This window comes from Enterovirga sp. CN4-39, assembly GCF_049446235.1.
In the GTDB taxonomy this organism is placed as follows: domain Bacteria; phylum Pseudomonadota; class Alphaproteobacteria; order Rhizobiales; family Beijerinckiaceae; genus Enterovirga.
The window spans coordinates 151,391-169,467 of the sequence record NZ_JBMSEF010000003.1; the positions used below are offsets into that span (position 1 = coordinate 151,391).

General features: G+C 65.6%; 13 protein-coding genes and 1 tRNA gene. All 14 read left to right on the top strand.

Annotation, left to right across the window (positions count from 1 at the left end; genetic code table 11):
- The first annotated feature begins 151 nt into the window (after positions 1 to 151).
- The 14 genes from ACO2SS_RS07310 to fusA all read left to right on the top strand — a co-directional run bounded on the left by ACO2SS_RS07310 (position 152) and on the right by fusA (position 18,073).
- Positions 152 to 442, top strand: a complete 291-nt coding sequence (locus tag ACO2SS_RS07310; protein WP_423276953.1) for a DUF6894 family protein — start codon at positions 152 to 154, stop codon at positions 440 to 442.
- A 420-nt stretch (positions 443 to 862) separates the two neighbouring features.
- Positions 863 to 1,819, top strand: coding sequence for an alpha/beta fold hydrolase (locus ACO2SS_RS07315; RefSeq protein WP_423276954.1), 957 nt, complete (start codon positions 863 to 865; stop codon positions 1,817 to 1,819).
- A 78-nt stretch (positions 1,820 to 1,897) separates the two neighbouring features.
- Positions 1,898 to 1,974 (top strand) — tRNA-Trp (locus ACO2SS_RS07320).
- 150 nt (positions 1,975 to 2,124) lie between these two features.
- A complete protein-coding gene (secE, locus tag ACO2SS_RS07325; protein ID WP_423276955.1) occupies positions 2,125 to 2,367 on the top strand; it encodes a preprotein translocase subunit SecE in 243 nt (80 codons plus the stop codon).
- Positions 2,368 to 2,378: 11 nt separating this feature from the next.
- Positions 2,379 to 2,912 (top strand): transcription termination/antitermination protein NusG, encoded by a 534-nt coding sequence (gene nusG / locus ACO2SS_RS07330; RefSeq protein WP_423276956.1) that lies wholly within the window; start codon positions 2,379 to 2,381, stop codon positions 2,910 to 2,912.
- Between the two features lie 280 nt (positions 2,913 to 3,192).
- On the top strand, positions 3,193 to 3,642 hold the full coding sequence (rplK, locus tag ACO2SS_RS07335; protein ID WP_423276957.1) for a 50S ribosomal protein L11: 450 nt from the start codon (positions 3,193 to 3,195) through the stop codon (positions 3,640 to 3,642).
- A gap of 10 nt (positions 3,643 to 3,652) precedes the next feature.
- The gene (rplA, locus tag ACO2SS_RS07340; RefSeq protein ID WP_423276958.1) at positions 3,653 to 4,354 is read left to right on the top strand and encodes a 50S ribosomal protein L1; all 702 of its coding nucleotides are present in this window, start codon (positions 3,653 to 3,655) and stop codon (positions 4,352 to 4,354) included.
- A 496-nt stretch (positions 4,355 to 4,850) separates the two neighbouring features.
- Positions 4,851 to 5,369: a 50S ribosomal protein L10 gene (rplJ, locus tag ACO2SS_RS07345; RefSeq protein ID WP_423276959.1), complete on the top strand. Its 519-nt coding sequence runs from the start codon at positions 4,851 to 4,853 to the stop codon at positions 5,367 to 5,369.
- A 51-nt stretch (positions 5,370 to 5,420) separates the two neighbouring features.
- Entirely contained in the window at positions 5,421 to 5,801 is a 381-nt protein-coding gene (gene rplL / locus ACO2SS_RS07350; protein ID WP_423276960.1) for a 50S ribosomal protein L7/L12, read from the top strand.
- A 290-nt stretch (positions 5,802 to 6,091) separates the two neighbouring features.
- The gene (gene rpoB, locus ACO2SS_RS07355; RefSeq protein WP_423277174.1) at positions 6,092 to 10,216 is read left to right on the top strand and encodes a DNA-directed RNA polymerase subunit beta; all 4,125 of its coding nucleotides are present in this window, start codon (positions 6,092 to 6,094) and stop codon (positions 10,214 to 10,216) included.
- Between the two features lie 182 nt (positions 10,217 to 10,398).
- Positions 10,399 to 14,595: a DNA-directed RNA polymerase subunit beta' gene (rpoC, locus tag ACO2SS_RS07360; RefSeq protein ID WP_423276961.1), complete on the top strand. Its 4,197-nt coding sequence runs from the start codon at positions 10,399 to 10,401 to the stop codon at positions 14,593 to 14,595.
- A 413-nt stretch (positions 14,596 to 15,008) separates the two neighbouring features.
- Positions 15,009 to 15,380 carry a 30S ribosomal protein S12 gene (gene rpsL, locus ACO2SS_RS07365; RefSeq protein ID WP_423276962.1) on the top strand — a complete coding sequence of 124 codons (372 nt, stop codon included), beginning with the start codon at positions 15,009 to 15,011 and terminating at the stop codon, positions 15,378 to 15,380.
- A 121-nt stretch (positions 15,381 to 15,501) separates the two neighbouring features.
- Positions 15,502 to 15,972 carry a 30S ribosomal protein S7 gene (gene rpsG, locus ACO2SS_RS07370; RefSeq protein ID WP_423276963.1) on the top strand — a complete coding sequence of 157 codons (471 nt, stop codon included), beginning with the start codon at positions 15,502 to 15,504 and terminating at the stop codon, positions 15,970 to 15,972.
- Between the two features lie 25 nt (positions 15,973 to 15,997).
- The gene (fusA, locus tag ACO2SS_RS07375) at positions 15,998 to 18,073 is read left to right on the top strand and encodes an elongation factor G (protein WP_423276964.1); all 2,076 of its coding nucleotides are present in this window, start codon (positions 15,998 to 16,000) and stop codon (positions 18,071 to 18,073) included.
- Positions 18,074 to 18,077: the final 4 nt, after the last annotated feature.

The window sequence follows — 18,077 nt, forward strand, 5'->3', positions numbered from 1 at the left end:
GGGCGGAATTGGCGGAGGCCGGCCAGGTTTTCGATTTGAAGGTGGGGCGCCGCCCTCGTCGGAAGCGGGCGGTGCTTGGTTCAAGCTAAAAGTATAATTGCCGGGAAGGTTCGGTGCATACAAGGAACATCTGCGCGGAGGTGTGATCGTTATGCGGTGCTACTTCCATCTGGCTGGCCCAGAGACGGAATTGCTCGACGAGCAAGGCGTCGAGGTTGGCTCCGTTGAGGAGGCGCGCGCCGAGGCCCTGAAGGCGATCGCGGAGTTGCGCCGGGAAGACGCCTCGCTCCAGGAGGACTGGAACGGCTGGAGCTTACGGATCGTCTCGGAAGGGGGGGAGGTCCTGTCGACCATCCGGCTGAACGCGATCAGTTACCCGGTGGCCGGTCGCCACCGCCAACCGGTACGGCACTCCTCCCGCGATAACGGGGACCCGATCTGAACTGATACGGAGTAGGATGGCGCGCACATGCGCCTCGACTGTCGATCGGGGCGGTTCCTTCGAGTACATGCCCGGTCCTCCACCACAATCTATTTGCACTCTACCATACAAGCTTGGCCGTGTTAACTGCCTCCCATTCACGAGGCGGTGTGTGGCTTCGGTGAACGGCCGTCGGACCCTCCGAACGATAGGCGGAGGCCGGCGCCTGTCTCGGGCCCCGGGTTGAGTACGACGGGGCGATCGCGTCCCGCAGCGGTTTGCAAAGCGCGACCATCATTCTCTCCGCGAACATCCTCTCCGCGAAGGACGCCGCGCAGGAGAGGCCATGCCCCGAACAGGAACATCCGGGCGCGCCGCTGGTTCTCGGTCGCATTCAGGCAGCGCGGAGAGCGAATGGCAACGAGGCGCAGGGCGACTCGCGTGGAACGCGGTCGCGTCCCATGGAAGCTTGTTGGTGGAGCGGCCGGCGCTGCCGCCGCGCTTGGCGCCATGGCGCTGTTCAACAGATCCGCGACGGAGCGGGCCGAGCGGGATCATCCGCCGAGCGGCACGTTCATCCGGGTCGGAGGTGTCCGGTTGCACTATCGCGACCAGGGTACCGGAGCGCCCATTCTCCTCCTGCACGGGAACGGAGCCACCGGAGCGGATTTCGTGGCGAGCGGACTCGTCGAGCGCCTCGCCCGCAGCCATCGGGTGATCGTGCCGGATCGGCCGGGCTACGGCTACTCCGAGCGCCCGCGCGGACGAATCTGGTCGCCCCAGGCGCAGGCTGAGCTGATGCTCGCACTCATGGAACGACTTGGAGCCGATAGCCCGGTCGTGGTGGGCCATTCCTGGGGAGCGCTCGTGGCCACATCGGCGGCCCTCGCAGCCCCGGGGCGAATCAAGGGGTTGCTTCTCCTCTCCGGCTACTACTTTCCAACCGCGAGGCTCGACGTCCCGCTGCTCTCGGGGCCGGCGATCCCAGTCCTTGGCGACGCCATGGCCTACACGGTCGCGCCGCTTCTCGCCCGGGCGGTCCTGCCGGCACTTCTCCGACGAATCTTCCAGCCGATGCCGATCGATGCGAGGTTCAAGGACGAGTACCCGCTCGCGCTTTCGCTCCGGCCCGAGCAGATCCGCGCGAGCGCGGAGGAGACGGCCTACATGATCCCCGCAGCCGCGGCTCTGAGCGACCGGTACCGGGATCTCGAACTGCCCGTGGTGATCCTCGCGGGGGAAGGGGACCGGATTGCGGATGTCGAGCGCCAATCCGGCAGGCTGCACAAGGAGATACCGACGAGCGCGCTGGTGATCGTGCCGGGCGCGGGCCATATGATCGAGTACGCGGCGACCGAGGCAATCGCCCGTGCAGCGGGGGCTCTCGCGCAATCCTGATCCGGGCTCGCCTTCGCACTGGCAATTCCCGCACGTCATGTGCTAGGGACGCCGCGTCGCGAGCGAGGCTCGTGGCAAAGGAGTGTAGCTCAACTGGTTAGAGCACCGGTCTCCAAAACCGGGGGTTGGGGGTTCGAGTCCCTCCACTCCTGCCAGCGTTTCCGCTCCGTTCGAGCGCTAGGCAGATGACAAGCGCTTGAAGTTCCGCTAAGCGAGCGCAATCTCACGCCAAGTTGGATGGCAGGCGCGGTGAGCCGGAAGGCGATCCGCGCTATTCCGGTTTGGCCGGGCAGAGCCTTATCAAAATGTCGAAGTTGCATGCCGCCCGCCCCTCAGGGACGGAGAGAAAGAAGCCGAGGACGAGCGTCTTCGATTTCTTCGGTCAGGTCCGAGCCGAAGGCGAGAAGGTCACCTGGCCCTCGCGCAAGGAGACTGTGATCACGAGCGCGATGGTTTTCGTGATGGTCGTCGTGGCGAGCGTGTTCTTCCTTATCACCGACTTCGTCCTTCAGAAGGCGGTCGGCCTCATTCTCGGGATCGGCGGGTAAGAGACACGGACATGGCGAAGCGCTGGTACATCGTCCACGCCTACTCGAACTTCGAGAACAAGGTCGCGGCCTCGATCAAGGACCAGGCCGCTCAGCGCGGTCTGACGGACAAGTTCGAGGAGGTCCTTGTCCCCCTCGAGAAGGTTGTCGAGGTGCGTCGGGGGCGGAAGGTCGATGCCGAGCGCAAGTTCTTCCCGGGCTACGTGCTCGTGAAGTGCGACCTGACCGACGAAGTCTATCACCTGATCAAGAACACCCCGAAGGTCACGGGCTTCCTCGGGGCAGACAAGGCCAAGCCGGTCCCGATCCCCGATGCGGAAGCCGAGCGGATCAAGGGCCAGGTGGCCGAGGGGATCGAACGCCCCAAGCCATCGATCTCGTTCGAGATCGGCGAGACGGTCCGCGTGGCCGATGGGCCGTTCGCCTCGTTCAACGGCACCGTGGAGGAGGTCGACGAGTCCCGGGCGCGCCTCAAGGTCGCGGTGTCCATCTTCGGGCGCGCGACCCCGGTCGAGCTCGAATACGGCCAGGTCGAGAAGGGCTGATTGTCATTCCGGGACCGCGCAGCGGAACCGGAAACCTACGGGTGGGCTCGTCGTCCGCCGCTTCAATCCACCGTTCGGTCTGAACGTGGGTTCCGGCCCGGCCCTTGGCCGTTCCGGAGCGACAGCCTGAAGGCTGTCGCACGCATCGCGGGAGATCCTGCCCGGCCGCCAGCCGGGCCCGTCCGATCCTTCGATCGGCAGACAGGGATCGCACCGCGACTTCTGAAACGCTTCGGGCTTGGCTGGCTGCCAGGGTCGCGGCACATTCGGGAGCATTCCCATGGCAAAGAAGATCACGGGCTACGTGAAGCTTCAGGTACCCGCCGGTGCGGCCAATCCGTCGCCGCCAATCGGCCCCGCGCTCGGTCAGCGCGGCCTCAACATCATGGAATTCTGCAAGGCCTTCAATGCGCGGACCGCGCAGATGGAGAAGGGCACCCCGATCCCGGTCGTGATCACGGCCTACCAGGATCGCTCCTTCACCTTCGAGATGAAGCAGCCGCCGGTGACCTACTTCCTGAAGCGGGCTGCCGGCCTGAAGCTCGGCAAGAAGCCAGCCTCCGGCTCCAAGACCCCCGGAAAGGGCGCCTCCGTCGGCTCCGTGACCGAGGCCCAGATCCGCGAGATCGCGGAGAAGAAGATGGTCGACATGAACTGCGATTCGGTCGACGCCGCGATGACCATGATCCGGGGCTCCGCCCGGGCCATGGGCCTCGAAGTCACGGCATAAGGAGGCGGGCATGGCTCACGAAGGAAAGCGTATCCGGGCCGCCCGCGAGGGCATCGACCGGGTGAAGCTCTACCCGCTCGCCGACGCGGTCGCGCTGGTGAAGTCGCGTGCAGGGGCGAAGTTCGACGAGACGGTCGAGATCGCCATGAACCTGGGCGTCGATCCCCGCCACGCCGACCAGATGGTCCGCGGCGTCTGCAACCTGCCGAACGGCTCCGGCCGGACGGTGCGGGTCGCCGTCTTTGCGCGTGGCGGCAAGGCGGATGAGGCGAAGGCCGCCGGGGCCGACATCGTCGGGGCCGAGGATCTCCTCGAGACGATCCAGGGCGGCACGATCGAGTTCGACCGCTGCATCGCGACCCCCGACCTCATGCCGCTGGTCGGTCGCCTGGGTAAAGTGCTCGGCCCGCGTGGCCTCATGCCGAACCCGCGCGTCGGGACGGTGACGATGGACGTCGCGGGTGCCGTGAAAGCGGCCAAGGGCGGTGCCGTCGAGTTCCGCGTCGAGAAGGCCGGCATCATCCACGGCGGCATCGGCAAGGTGTCCTTCGACGAGGGCAAGCTCGTCGAGAACATCCGCGCCTTCGCGGACGCCGTGCAGAAGGCGAAGCCGACCGGTGCCAAGGGCACCTACATCCAGCGCATCGCGATCTCGTCCTCGATGGGCCCGGGCGTGAAGGTCGATCCTGCCACGGTGATGGGTCAGGCCTGAGGCTGACCAAGGCGTTGCGGCGAAGCGCTTGACTTTTCGCCGCAACGCGATCTCGGCCCTTGGCTTTGGCGCCAGGACGAGATATGAGACGAGTCATGTCTCCACATTCATGCGAAAGCCGGCCGCTCGGCCGGTGATCGTGTTTGCATTCCGTCCGGGCGACCGGGCGGAGGCGGCCGGCGGGCCGAGGTAATCCCTCGCGTCCGATCCGGCCATGTTCTGTCCGAGACTGCAGGTGCCAACGGGCCTTCGGGCCGGGCGGCTTAATATCCGCCTGCACAGACGGGGAAGCCGAATTAAGACCGCTGCCGTGCGGGACTTTTAGACGGTTCGAACCATCTCGCCCAGAGCCGACCGGCAGCGCCGGACGGGGAGGGGCGGACAGGGCGCTCGAGCGTCGCGTCAGGGGTTTCCCGGGCGCGGCAAACGTAACCGGTGGAGCCGATTGTCGGTTCCGCCTCGCCGGGCGGAAACGCCCGGGGACTGGAGAGAGCAAGTGGATAGAGCAGCCAAGAGCGAGCTCGTCACGAGCCTCAACGGGGTCTTCTCGAAGACCGCCGTCGTGGTCGTGGCCCACTACAAAGGCCTCACCGTCGCCGACATGCAGAAGCTGCGCGCGCAGATGAAGCAGGCCGGCGCGACCGTGAAGGTTACCAAGAACAGCCTCACCAAAATCGCTCTCGAAGGCACGGACGTCGCGTCCATCCAGCCCCTGATGAAGGGGCCGACCCTGATCGCCTATTCCGGCGATCCGGTCGCGGCGCCGAAGGTCGCCGTCGACTTCGCCAAGACCAACGACAAGCTGGTCATCCTCGGCGGAGCGATGGGAAAGACCTCCCTGAACGCGGAAGGCGTGAAGTCGCTCGCGACGATGCCCTCCCTCGACGAGCTTCGTGCGAAGCTGGTCGGCCTGGTCAACGCGCCGGCCACCAAGCTCGCCCAGCTCGCCAATGCGCCGGCCGCCAAGCTTGCGCGCGTGTTCGGGGCCTATGCCAAGAAGGACGAGGCGGCCTGAGGCTGACTTCCGTCACTACCCCTGTTCGAACCCTTCAAGGATACCTATCTCATGGCAGATCTTGCGAAAATCGTTGACGACCTCTCGTCGCTGACCGTCCTCGAGGCGGCTGAGCTGGCGAAGATGCTCGAGGAGAAGTGGGGCGTTTCCGCTGCGGCCGCGGTTGCGGTTGCGGCCGGCCCGGCTGGTGGCGGCGCAGCCGCTCCGGTCGCCGAGGAGCAGACCGAGTTCACGGTCGTTCTCGCCGCCGCCGGCGACAAGAAGATCGAGGTCATCAAGGAGGTCCGCGCGATCACCGGCCTCGGCCTCAAGGAGGCCAAGGACCTGGTCGAGGGCGCTCCGAAGCCGGTCAAGGAAGGCGCTTCGAAGGAAGAGGCCGAGAAGCTCAAGGCTCAGCTCGAGAAGGCTGGCGCTAAGGTCGAGCTTAAGTAAGCCGCAGGCGACCTTGAGCCCGATTCTCGGACGGCGCGGAGCGGAGATCCCAGGATCTCGATCCGAGGCTCGTGCTCTTCCGATCCGCGTGGCCGGGGTAAGCCCGGCCACGACTCGGCTCTAAACCAGTCGCGGTCCCGGGTCCCCGCCCGGGGCCGTCTGCCGTTCTGACGGCACCTTTTTCCGGACACCCGTCCGGCCCCGTGATCGCCGCATTGAGGCGGCGGCGACTGACCAGGCTCCCTCCGGGGAGGGCGCCTGGTCAGTCGCGATAAGGAGCGAAGTCCATGATGGGCAGCACGCTGGCAGGCCGCAAGCGTCTCCGTAAGTTCTTCGGCAAGCTCGGCGAAGCCGTCGAGATGCCGAACCTCATCGAGGTTCAGAAGGCTTCCTACGATCAGTTCCTGATGGTCGACGAGCCGAATGGCGGGCGTCCCGACGAGGGCCTGCAGTCGGTCTTCAAGTCCGTCTTCCCGATCTCCGACTTCGCCTCGACCGCGCTTCTCGAGTTCGTGAAGTACACTTTCGAGCCGCCGAAATACGACGTCGACGAGTGCCGCCAGCGCGGCATGACCTTCTCGGCGCCGCTCAAGGTGACGCTGCGCCTGATCGTGTTCGATGTCGATCCTGACACGGGCGCCAAGTCCGTCAAGGACATCAAGGAGCAGGACGTCTACATGGGCGAGATGCCGCTCATGACGGAGAACGGCACCTTCATCGTCAACGGCACCGAGCGCGTGATCGTCTCGCAGATGCACCGCTCGCCGGGCGTCTTCTTCGACCACGACAAGGGCAAGACCCACTCCTCGGGCAAGCTGCTCTTCGCCGCGCGCATCATCCCCTACCGGGGCTCCTGGCTCGACGTCGAATTCGACGCCAAGGACATCGTCCATGCGCGCATCGACCGTAAGCGCAAGATCCCCGTCACGTCTCTGCTCTTCGCGCTCGGCCTGGACTCGGAGGAGATCCTCGACACCTTCTACTCGCGCGTCGTCTACACGCGCGGGAAGGACGGCTGGCGCGCGCCCTTCGAGCCCGAGAAGATGCGCGGCTTCAAGGCAACCGTGGACCTCATCGACGCCGACACGGGCGAGGTCGTGCTCGAGGCCGGCAAGAAGCTGACCGTCCGTCAGGCCAAGCAGATGGCCGAGAAGGGCCTGAAAGCCCTCCGCGTGCCGGACGTCGACATCCTCGGCCAATATATCGCCGAGGATCTCGTCAACACGGACACCGGCGAAATCTACGCCGAGGCCGGCGAGGAGATCTCCGAGAAGCTGCTGGCGAGCCTGACCGAGCTCGGCCTCGACGAGCTGCAGCTCCTCGACATCGACCACGTCAACATCGGCCCCTACATCCGCAACACGCTCGCGGCGGACAAGAACTCGGCTCGCGAGGGCGCGCTGTTCGACATCTACCGGGTGATGCGTCCGGGCGAGCCGCCGACCCTCGAGACGGCGGAGAACATGTTCCACTCGCTGTTCTTCGACTCCGAGCGGTACGACCTCTCGGCCGTGGGACGCGTGAAGATGAACATGCGTCTCGACCTCGATTGCCCGGATACGGTCCGGACCCTGCGCCGTGAGGACATCCTCGCGGTCGTGAAGGCCCTGGTGGACCTGCGCGACGGCAAGGGCGAGATCGACGACATCGACCACCTCGGCAACCGCCGGGTCCGGTCGGTCGGCGAGCTCATGGAGAACCAGTACCGCCTGGGTCTCCTGCGCATGGAGCGCGCGATCAAGGAGCGCATGTCCTCGGTCGATATCGACACGGTCATGCCGCAGGACCTGATCAACGCGAAGCCTGCGGCGGCCGCCGTGCGCGAGTTCTTCGGCTCGTCGCAGCTGTCGCAGTTCATGGATCAGACCAACCCGCTGTCGGAAGTCACGCATAAGCGTCGTCTTTCGGCGCTTGGCCCGGGCGGTCTGACCCGCGAGCGCGCCGGCTTCGAGGTGCGCGACGTGCACCCGACCCACTACGGCCGCATCTGCCCGATCGAAACTCCGGAAGGGCCGAATATCGGGCTCATCAACTCGCTTGCGACCTTCGCGCGGGTGAACAAGTACGGCTTCATCGAGACCCCCTTCCGCAAGGTTCGGGACGGCGAGGTCACGGCCGAAGTGACCTACCTCTCGGCCATGGAGGAGGCGAAGTACAACGTCGCCCAGGCGGATGCCGCCGTGGACGGGAACGGTCGCCTCACGGAGGATCTCGTCGTCGTCCGTAAGGCGGGCGAGGTCATCGTCGTGCCGCCGGATCGCGTCGACCTGATGGAGGTCTCGCCAAAGCAGCTCGTCTCGGTCGCGGCCGCGCTCATCCCGTTCCTCGAGAACGACGACGCGAACCGCGCCCTCATGGGCTCGAACATGCAGCGCCAGGCCGTGCCGCTGGTGAAGGCGGATGCGCCCTTCGTCGGCACCGGCATGGAGGCGGTCGTCGCGCGCGATTCCGGAGCCGCCATCGGCGCGCGCCGGGCGGGCATCGTCGACCAGGTCGATGCAACCCGTATCGTCATCCGCGCCACCGGCGAGATGGACCCGACCCGCCCGGGCGTCGACATCTACCGGCTGCAGAAGTTCCAGCGCTCGAACCAGAACACCTGCATCACGCAGAAGCCTCTGGTCCGCGTCGGCGACGTCGTCCGCAAGGGCGACATCATCGCCGATGGCCCGTCGACGGAGTTCGGCGAGCTGGCGCTTGGCCGGAACGTGCTCGTCGCGTTCATGCCGTGGAACGGCTACAACTTCGAGGACTCGATCCTGCTTTCCGAGCGGATCGTGAAGGACGACGTGTTCACGTCCATCCACATCGAGGAATTCGAGGTGATGGCGCGCGACACGAAGCTCGGCCCTGAAGAGATCACGCGCGACATCCCGAACGTCTCGGAAGAGGCGCTGCGGAACATGGACGAGGCGGGTATCGTCTATATCGGCGCCGAGGTGCAGGCTGGCGACATCCTGGTCGGCAAGATCACGCCGAAGGGCGAAAGCCCGATGACGCCGGAGGAGAAGCTCCTCCGCGCCATCTTCGGCGAGAAGGCCTCCGATGTCCGCGACACCTCCCTGCGCGTGCCGCCTGGCGTGACGGGAACCGTCGTCGAGGTTCGCGTCTTCAACCGGCACGGCGTCGACAAGGACGAGCGCGCCCAGGCGATCGAGCGCGAAGAGATCGAGCGGCTCGCCAAGGACCGCGACGACGAGCAGGCGATCCTCGACCGCAACACCTATGCCCGGCTCGCGGAGATCCTCTCCGGCCAGACGGGCGTTGCGGGCCCGAAGGGCTTCAGGCGCGACACCGTGCTGACGCGCGAGGTCCTCAACGAGTATCCTCGCTCGCAGTGGTGGGCCTTTGCCGTTCTCGACGACAAGGTCATGGTGGAGCTGGAGGCGATCCAGAAGCAGTACGAGGAGTCGAAGAAGCGGCTTGAGCAGCGCTTCCTCGACAAGGTCGAGAAGCTGCAGCGCGGCGACGAACTCCCGCCCGGCGTCATGAAGATGGTCAAGGTCTTCGTGGCCGTTAAGCGGAAGATCCAGCCGGGCGACAAGATGGCCGGCCGCCACGGCAACAAGGGTGTCGTGTCGAAGATCGTCCCGATCGAAGACATGCCCTTCCTCGAGGACGGCACCCACGCCGACATCGTGCTGAACCCGCTCGGCGTGCCCTCGCGCATGAATGTCGGGCAGATCCTCGAGACGCATCTCGGCTGGGCGGCAGCCGGTCTCGGCCGGCAGGTTGCGCAGGCGGTGGATGCCTACCAGAAGAGCCAGGACGGCCAGACCCTCCGGGCGAAGCTGAAGGACATCTACGAGGACGGCGCGGACCTCGACTCCCTGTCGGACCAGGAGCTGGCGGAGATGAGCCAGAACCTGCGCCGCGGCGTGCCGATCGCGACCCCGGTCTTCGATGGCGCGAAGGAGTCGGACATCGAGCATCTCCTCGAAAAGGCCGGTCTCGACCGGTCCGGCCAGGTGACGCTCTATGACGGCCGCACCGGCGAGGCGTTCGATCGCAAGGTGACCGTCGGCTACATCTACATGCTGAAGCTGCACCACCTCGTGGACGACAAGATCCACGCCCGGTCGATCGGCCCGTACTCCCTCGTCACCCAGCAGCCGCTGGGTGGTAAGGCGCAGTTCGGCGGTCAGCGCTTTGGTGAGATGGAGGTCTGGGCGCTCGAGGCCTACGGCGCCGCCCACACGCTGCAGGAGATGCTCACGGTGAAGTCCGACGACGTCGCCGGCCGTACGAAGGTCTACGAGGCCATCGTGCGTGGCGACGACGCCTTCGAGTCCGGCATTCCGGAGAGCTTCAACGTGCTCGTCAAGGAGATGCGGTCGCTCGGCCTCAACGTGGAGCTCACCTCAGCGAAGCGTGCCGCCAACGAGCAGCTGCCGCCTGCGGAGGCGGCGGAATAGCCGGCGCGAGTTCCTGATGCGTCATCCCCGGGGTCGTCCCCGGGGGCCCTGAGCGGAAGCCACGCACTCGTCCGACCGAGGTGGCCGGGACAAGCCCGGCCATGACACCACAGAGTTTTTCAGACGCTTCGGCGTCCTCTCCGGCCGGCTAACCGTCGCACCGGAGTGATGAGGAGAAGATCATGAACCAAGAAGTCATGAATCTGTTCAACCAGGCGGCCCAGCCGCAGAGCTTCGACCAGATCAAGATTTCGATCTCGTCCCCGGAGAAGATCCTCTCCTGGTCGTACGGCGAGATCAAGAAGCCCGAGACGATCAACTACCGCACGTTCAAGCCGGAGCGGGACGGCTTGTTCTGCGCCCGCATCTTCGGGCCGATCAAGGACTACGAGTGCCTGTGCGGCAAGTACAAGCGGATGAAGTACAAGGGCGTCATCTGCGAGAAGTGCGGCGTCGAGGTGACCCTGGCGCGCGTTCGGCGCGACCGCATGGGGCATATCGAGCTCGCGGCGCCCGTCGCCCACATCTGGTTCCTGAAGTCGCTTCCCTCGCGGATCGGGCTGCTGCTCGACATGCCGCTGAAAGAGCTCGAGCGGATTCTCTACTTCGAATCCTACGTCGTCATCGAACCCGGCCTCACGCCGCTGAAGGACCGTCAGCTCCTCTCGGAGGACGAGTACCTGCGCGCGCAGGACGAGTACGGCCAGGATTCCTTCACGGCGCTGATCGGCGCCGAGGCCATCCGCAAGATCCTCCAGGACCTCGACCTGGAGAAGACCGCTGCTGACCTCCGGCATGAGATCTCGGTCACCACGTCCGAGCTGAAGCCGAAGAAGCTGATGAAGCGCCTCAAGATCATCGAGGCGTTCATGGAATCGGGCAACAAGCCCGAGTGGATGATCCTAACGGTCGTCCCGGTGATCCCGCCTGACCTTCGTCCGCTCGTGCCGCTGGACGGCGGCCGCTTCGCGACCTCCGACCTGAACGACCTCTACCGGCGCGTCATCAACCGCAACAACCGCCTGAAGCGGCTGATCGAGCTGCGCGCGCCGGACATCATCATCCGCAACGAGAAGCGGATGCTGCAGGAGGCCGTGGACGCGCTGTTCGACAATGGCCGGCGCGGCCGCGTCATCACGGGCGCCAACAAGCGCCCGCTGAAGTCGCTCGCCGACATGCTGAAGGGCAAGCAGGGCCGCTTCCGGCAGAACCTGCTCGGCAAGCGCGTCGACTACTCAGGCCGTTCGGTCATCGTCGTCGGTCCGGAGCTGAAGCTCCATCAGTGCGGGCTGCCGAAGAAGATGGCGCTCGAGCTGTTCAAGCCGTTCATCTACGCGCGGCTCGACGCCAAGGGCTTCTCGGCTACCGTGAAGCAGGCGAAGAAGCTCGTCGAGAAGGAGAAGCCGGAGGTCTGGGATATCCTGGACGAGGTGATCCGCGAGCACCCGGTGATGCTGAACCGGGCGCCGACGCTGCACCGTCTCGGCATCCAGGCCTTCGAGCCCGTCCTCATCGAGGGCAAGGCGATCCAGCTGCACCCGCTCGTCTGCGCGGCGTTCAACGCCGACTTCGACGGCGACCAGATGGCCGTGCACGTGCCGCTCTCGCTCGAGAGCCAGCTCGAGGCGCGCGTCCTGATGATGTCGACGAACAACATCCTGCACCCGGCCAACGGTCACCCGATCATCGTGCCGTCGCAGGACATCATTCTCGGCCTCTACTATCTGTCGATCGTCGCCGATGGCGCGCCCGGACAGGGCAAGGCCTTCGCTGACCTCGGCGAGATGGAGCATGCGCTCGAGGCGGGCGTCGTCCACCTCCACTCGAAGATCAAGTATCGCTGGACCGGCCTCGGCGAGGACGGCCAGGAGGTCACGAAGATCTACGACACCACGCCGGGCCGGGTGATCCTGTCCCGCGTCCTGCCGCGGCACAAGAAGGTCCCGTTCGACGTCGTGAACAAGCTCATGACGAAGCGCGAGATCTCCGGGATGATCGACGCCGTCTACCGCAATTGCGGGCAGAAGGAGACGGTCATCTTCTGCGATCGCATCATGGCGCTCGGCTTCCACCACGCGTTCAAGGCAGGCATCTCGTTCGGCAAGGACGACATGGTCGTGCCGGAGAACAAGTGGTCGATCGTCGAGGAGACCCGTACGCTCGCGAAGGACTACGAGCAGCAGTACCAGGACGGCCTGATCACGCAGGGCGAGAAGTACAACAAGGTCGTGGACGCCTGGGCGAAGTGCTCGGACCGTCTCGCGGCCGAGATGATGGCTCGCATCTCCTCCGTGCAGAAGGACGATTCCGGCCGCGACAAGCCGGTGAACTCCATCTTCATGATGAGCCACTCCGGCGCCCGTGGTTCGCCGGCCCAGATGAAGCAGCTCGCGGCGATGCGTGGCCTCATGGCCAAGCCGTCGGGTGAGATCATCGAGAGCCCGATCATCTCGAACTTCAAGGAAGGCCTCGACGTCCTCGAGTACTTCAACTCGACTCACGGCGCCCGAAAGGGTCTGGCCGACACCGCGCTGAAGACGGCGAACTCGGGTTACCTGACCCGCCGCCTCGTCGACGTGGCGCAGGACGCGGTCATCCGCGAACCCGATTGCGGCACCGAGAAGGGCATCCGCATGCGGGCGATCGTGGATGCGGGCCAGATCGTCGCCTCGCTTGCCTCGCGCATCCTGGGCCGTGCCACGGCCGAGGACCTCGTCGATCAGAACGGTGAGGTCATCGTCGCGACCGGTGAGATGATCGAGGAGAAGCACATCGACCGACTCGTCGCGGCCGGCATCCAGGAGGTGAAGATCCGTTCGGTGCTCGTCTGCGAGTCCAAGAACGGTGTCTGCGCCACCTGCTACGGGCGCGACCTCGCCCGTGGCACGCCCGTCAACATGGGCGAGGCCGTCGGCGTCATCGCGGCGCAGTCGATCGGCGAGCCTGGAACGCAGCTCACGATGCGGACCTTCCACATCGGTGGTGCGGCCCAGATCGCGGACCAGTCGTTCATCGAGTCGAACTTCGAGGGCACGGTTCACATCCGCAACCGGGCAGTCGCCCGGAACACGGATGGCGACCTGATCGCGGTCGGCCGGAACAACTCGGTGGTGATCGTCGGGCCGGACGGCGCAGAGCGCGCCGTGCACCGGATCCTCTACGGCGCGAAGCTTCGCGTCGACGAGGGCGACCAGGTGAAGCGCGGCCAGCGCATCGCCGAGTGGGACCCGTATACCCGTCCGATCATCACCGAAGTGGATGGCACGGTCGGCTACGAGGATCTCATCGACGGCCAGTCGATGACGGAGACCGCGGACGAGTCCACGGGTATCTCCAAGCGTCTCGTGATCGATTGGCGCGGGTCCTCCCGTACCTCCGATCTGCGGCCTGCGATGGTGGTGCTCGGGCCGGACGGCAAGCCGGCGAAGCTCTCGCGCGGTGGCGATGCCCGCTACCTCCTGCCGGTCGAGGCGATCATCGGCTACGATCCGGGCTCGAAGGTGAAGGCAGGCGACGTGCTCGCCCGTATCTCGACCGACTCGGCTCGCACCCGCGACATCACGGGCGGTCTGCCGCGCGTGGCGGAGCTGTTCGAGGCGCGCCGTCCGAAAGACGCGGCCGTCATCGCGGAGAAGTCCGGCACGATCCAGTTCGGCCGCGACTACAAGAACAAGCGTCGCCTGACGCTTGCGCCGCATGACGGTTCGGAGGCGGTCGAGTACCTGATCCCGAAGGGCAAGCACATCCACCTGCAGGATGGCGACCAGGTCGAGATCGGAGACTTCATCGTCGACGGCAACCCGGCCCCGCACGACATCCTGGCGATCAAGGGCGTGGAGGAGCTTGCTGCCTACCTCGTCAACGAGATCCAGGAGGTCTACCGGCTCCAGGGCGTGAACATCAACGACAAGCACATCGAGGTGATCGTCCGCCAGATGCTGCAGAAGGTGGAGATCACCGACGGCGGGGATTCCGACATCCTGGCCGGCGACCAGATCGACCGGCTGGAGCTGGAGGAGATCAACGAGAAGCTGATCGCCGAGAAGAAGAAGCCGGCCGAGGGGACCCCCGTCCTCCTCGGCATCACGAAGGCCTCGCTGCAGACGCGGTCCTTCATCTCGGCAGCGTCGTTCCAGGAGACGACCCGCGTCCTCACGGAGGCGGCCGTCAACGGAAAGGTGGACACGCTCGAGGGCCTGAAGGAGAACGTCATCGTCGGCTCGCTCATCCCGGCCGGAACCGGTGCCCTGAACGCACGGATCCGCCAGATCGCGCAGCGCCGCGACGACATGATCCTGGAGCAGCGGACCGCGGAGGCGCAGTCACGCGCAGCCGAGGCCGCCCGCGCCCTGGAAGAGTTCTCGCCCGCCGCCGAGTAGGGCAGAGCGCTGAACGGAAGCTTGGAAGGGCCGCCTTGTGCGGCCCTTTCCTTTTGTCATAGGTGACATGCCTCCAGGCCCGAGATGCCCAGGCGCGCACTGCGCGTTTTTGGTTGACGGGGGGCGAGTCGGGCATTAAGTAGCCCCCATCCGCAGCAGGCCGTAAGTGTCGCGAGTTGGTCCAGCAGGGCCGACCCATCGTACTTAAACGCTGTTGTCCCTATCGGTACTGACTGGCTCGCCGAGCCGGATGGTGGTGCAAGACCTTCCCGGGAAGCTGGGGCGGTCCTCTGCGTTCTCCAGCGACAGAGGTTCTCCTGAACCTGTGGCGCTTTTCTCGTTTGGGTGCGCCATCGGCAGGTCGGCGCCCCGGCATAGACGACCGCACGGGCGGTCTTCGACAAGAGGGCTACATGCCGACGATCAGCCAGCTGATCCGCAAGCCGCGGACAGCCCCGAAGACGCGAAACAAGGTTCCGGCGCTCGATGCGTGCCCGCAGAAGCGCGGTGTCTGCACCCGCGTTTATACGACGACCCCGAAGAAGCCGAACTCGGCTCTCCGTAAGGTCGCCAAGGTGCGTCTGACGAATGGCCATGAGGTCATCGGCTACATCCCGGGTGAGGGTCACAACCTGCAGGAACACTCGGTCGTGATGATCCGCGGCGGCCGCGTGAAGGATCTTCCGGGCGTTCGCTACCACATCCTCCGCGGTGTGCTCGACACGCAGGGCGTGAAGAACCGCAAGCAGCGCCGTTCGCTGTACGGCGCCAAGCGCCCGAAGTAGGTCGAGCGCCTTTGCGCTCATCCCTGGGTTTGGCCCGGGGATCTCGAATTTCTAGGCCCTTCGGGGCGACGCGGTCGGGGTGGGCCCGGCTGACGCTAACAAGATTTGACCGGAGCAGGACATGTCCCGCCGCCACAGCGCAGAGAAGCGCGAGATCATCCCGGACCCGAAGTTCGGCGACATCGTCGTGACCAAGTTCATGAACTCGATCATGTACGAGGGAAAGAAGTCGACGGCCGAGCGGATCGTCTATGGCGCGTTCGACATCGTCGAGAGCCGCACCCGCGCGCACCCGCTGGAGGTGTTCCGCGCCGCGCTCGACAACGTTGCGCCGGCTCTCGAGGTCCGGTCCCGCCGCGTCGGCGGCGCTACCTACCAGGTTCCGGTCGAGGTTCGGCCTGAGCGCCGTCAGGCCCTGGCGATCCGCTGGCTGATCCAGGCCGCGCGGGCTCGCAACGACAAGACCATGGTCGACCGCCTGTCGGCCGAACTCATCGACGCCGCCAACAATCGCGGCAACGCGGTGAAGAAGCGCGAAGACACGCACCGGATGGCCGAGGCCAACCGCGCCTTCTCGCATTACCGCTGGTAACGGCCGGACAGGCCAGGAGCAGATCATGCCTCGCACGCACGCGATCGAGGATTACCGCAATTTCGGCATCATGGCTCACATCGATGCCGGAAAGACGACGACGACCGAGCGGATCCTCTTCTATACGGGCAAGTCGCATAAGCTCGGTGAAGTCCATGAGGGCGCTGCCACCATGGACTGGATGGAGCAGGAGCAGGAGCGTGGCATCACGATCACGTCCGCTGCGACCACCTGCTTCTGGCGCGACAAGCGCCTGAACATCATCGACACCCCCGGGCACGTCGACTTCACGATCGAGGTCGAGCGTTCGCTGCGCGTGCTCGACGGCGCCGTGTGCGTGCTCGACGGCAACCAGGGCGTCGAGCCGCAGACGGAGACCGTCTGGCGCCAGGCCGACAAGTACGACGTGCCGCGCGTCGTGTTCGTCAACAAGATGGACAAGACCGGCGCCGACTTCTTCAAGTGCGTGAAGGACATCGTCGACCGCGTGGCGGGCAAGCCGGTGTGCCTGCAGCTGCCGATCGGATCCGAGTCGAACTTCCAGGGCGTTATCGACCTCATCAAGATGAAGGCGATCGTCTGGTCGGGCGAGGCGCTTGGCGCCAAGTTCGACGAGGTCGAGATCCCGGCCGACCTGCAGGACCAGGCCGCGGAATACCGCGCGAAGCTGGTCGAGGCAGCGGTCGAGATGGACGACGATGCCATGGTGGCGTATCTCGACGGGCAGGAGCCCGACGAGGCGACCATGCGTCGGCTCATCCGCACGGCCGTGCAGCGCCGCGCCTTCCACCCGGTGCTCTGCGGCTCCGCCTTCAAGAACAAGGGCGTTCAGCCGCTGCTCGACGCGGTCGTCGACTACCTGCCGTCGCCCGCCGATCGTGAGGCGATCAACGGCGAGGATCCGGCGACGGGCGAGCCGATGCTGCGCAAGCCGCTCGACAGCGAGCCCTTCTCCATGCTCGCCTTCAAGATCATGGACGACCCGTTCGTCGGGACGATCACGTTCTGCCGTGTCTATTCGGGCAAGGTGGAATCGGGTTCGAGCATCGTGAACTCGACGCGCGAGAAGAAGGAGCGCGTCGGCCGCATGCTCCTGATGCACGCGAACAATCGCGAGGACATCAAGGAGGCCTATGCGGGCGACATCGTCGCTCTCGCGGGGCTCAAGGACGTCCGCACCGGCGATACGCTCTGCGATCCGCTGAAACCCGTCATCCTGGAGCGCATGGAGTTCCCGGAGCCGGTCATCACGATCGCGATCGAGCCGAAGTCGAAGGGCGACCAGGAGCGTCTTGGCCTTGCGTTGGCGAAGCTCGCCGCCGAGGATCCGTCCTTCCGCGTCTCGACCGACCAGGAATCCGGCCAGACCATCCTCAAGGGGATGGGCGAGCTCCACCTGGACATCAAGGTCGACATCCTGAAGCGCACCTATAAGGTCGACGCGAATATCGGCGCCCCGCAGGTTGCCTATCGCGAGACGATCACGCGCCGCGGCGAGGTCGACTACACGCACAAGAAGCAGACGGGCGGCACGGGTCAGTTCGCCCGTGTGAAGCTGGTCGTCGAGCCGAACGAGCCCGGCGCTGGGTTCCAGTTCGAGTCGAAGATCGTTGGCGGCGCGGTGCCGAAGGAGTACATCCCGGGCGTCCAGAAGGGCCTCGAGTCGGTGATCGGTTCGGGCGTGATCGCCGGCTTCCCGGTCGTGGACGTCAAGGTCGAGCTGATCGACGGTGCCTTCCACGAGGTCGACTCCTCGGCTCTGGCGTTCGAGATCGCGGCCCGGGCGGCTCTGCGCGAGGCGCTGCAGAAATGCGGTTCGGTTCTGCTCGAGCCGATCATGAAGGTCGAGGTGGTGACGCCGGAGGACTACACCGGCTCCGTCATCGGCGACCTCAACTCCCGCCGTGGCCAGATCCAGGGTCAGGACATGCGCGGCAATGCGAACGTCATCAACGCCATGGTGCCGCTCGCCAACATGTTCGGCTACGTCAACAACTTGCGCTCGATGAGCCAGGGACGTGCGAACTACACGATGCAGTTCGACCATTACGAGCAGGTGCCGTCGAACGTGGCTGCCGAGGTTCAGGCGAAATACGCCTGATCCT

Coding starts and splice junctions, on each gene's coding strand:
- ACO2SS_RS07310 (WP_423276953.1), top strand. CDS start 152: ATGCGGTGCTACTTCCATCTGGCTGGCCCAGAGACGGAATTGCTCGAC.
- secE (WP_423276955.1), top strand. CDS start 2,125: ATGTCGAAGTTGCATGCCGCCCGCCCCTCAGGGACGGAGAGAAAGAAG.
- nusG (WP_423276956.1), top strand. CDS start 2,379: ATGGCGAAGCGCTGGTACATCGTCCACGCCTACTCGAACTTCGAGAAC.
- rplK (WP_423276957.1), top strand. CDS start 3,193: ATGGCAAAGAAGATCACGGGCTACGTGAAGCTTCAGGTACCCGCCGGT.
- rplA (WP_423276958.1), top strand. CDS start 3,653: ATGGCTCACGAAGGAAAGCGTATCCGGGCCGCCCGCGAGGGCATCGAC.
- rplL (WP_423276960.1), top strand. CDS start 5,421: ATGGCAGATCTTGCGAAAATCGTTGACGACCTCTCGTCGCTGACCGTC.
- rpoB (WP_423277174.1), top strand. CDS start 6,092: ATGGGCAGCACGCTGGCAGGCCGCAAGCGTCTCCGTAAGTTCTTCGGC.
- rpoC (WP_423276961.1), top strand. CDS start 10,399: ATGAACCAAGAAGTCATGAATCTGTTCAACCAGGCGGCCCAGCCGCAG.
- rpsL (WP_423276962.1), top strand. CDS start 15,009: ATGCCGACGATCAGCCAGCTGATCCGCAAGCCGCGGACAGCCCCGAAG.
- rpsG (WP_423276963.1), top strand. CDS start 15,502: ATGTCCCGCCGCCACAGCGCAGAGAAGCGCGAGATCATCCCGGACCCG.
- fusA (WP_423276964.1), top strand. CDS start 15,998: ATGCCTCGCACGCACGCGATCGAGGATTACCGCAATTTCGGCATCATG.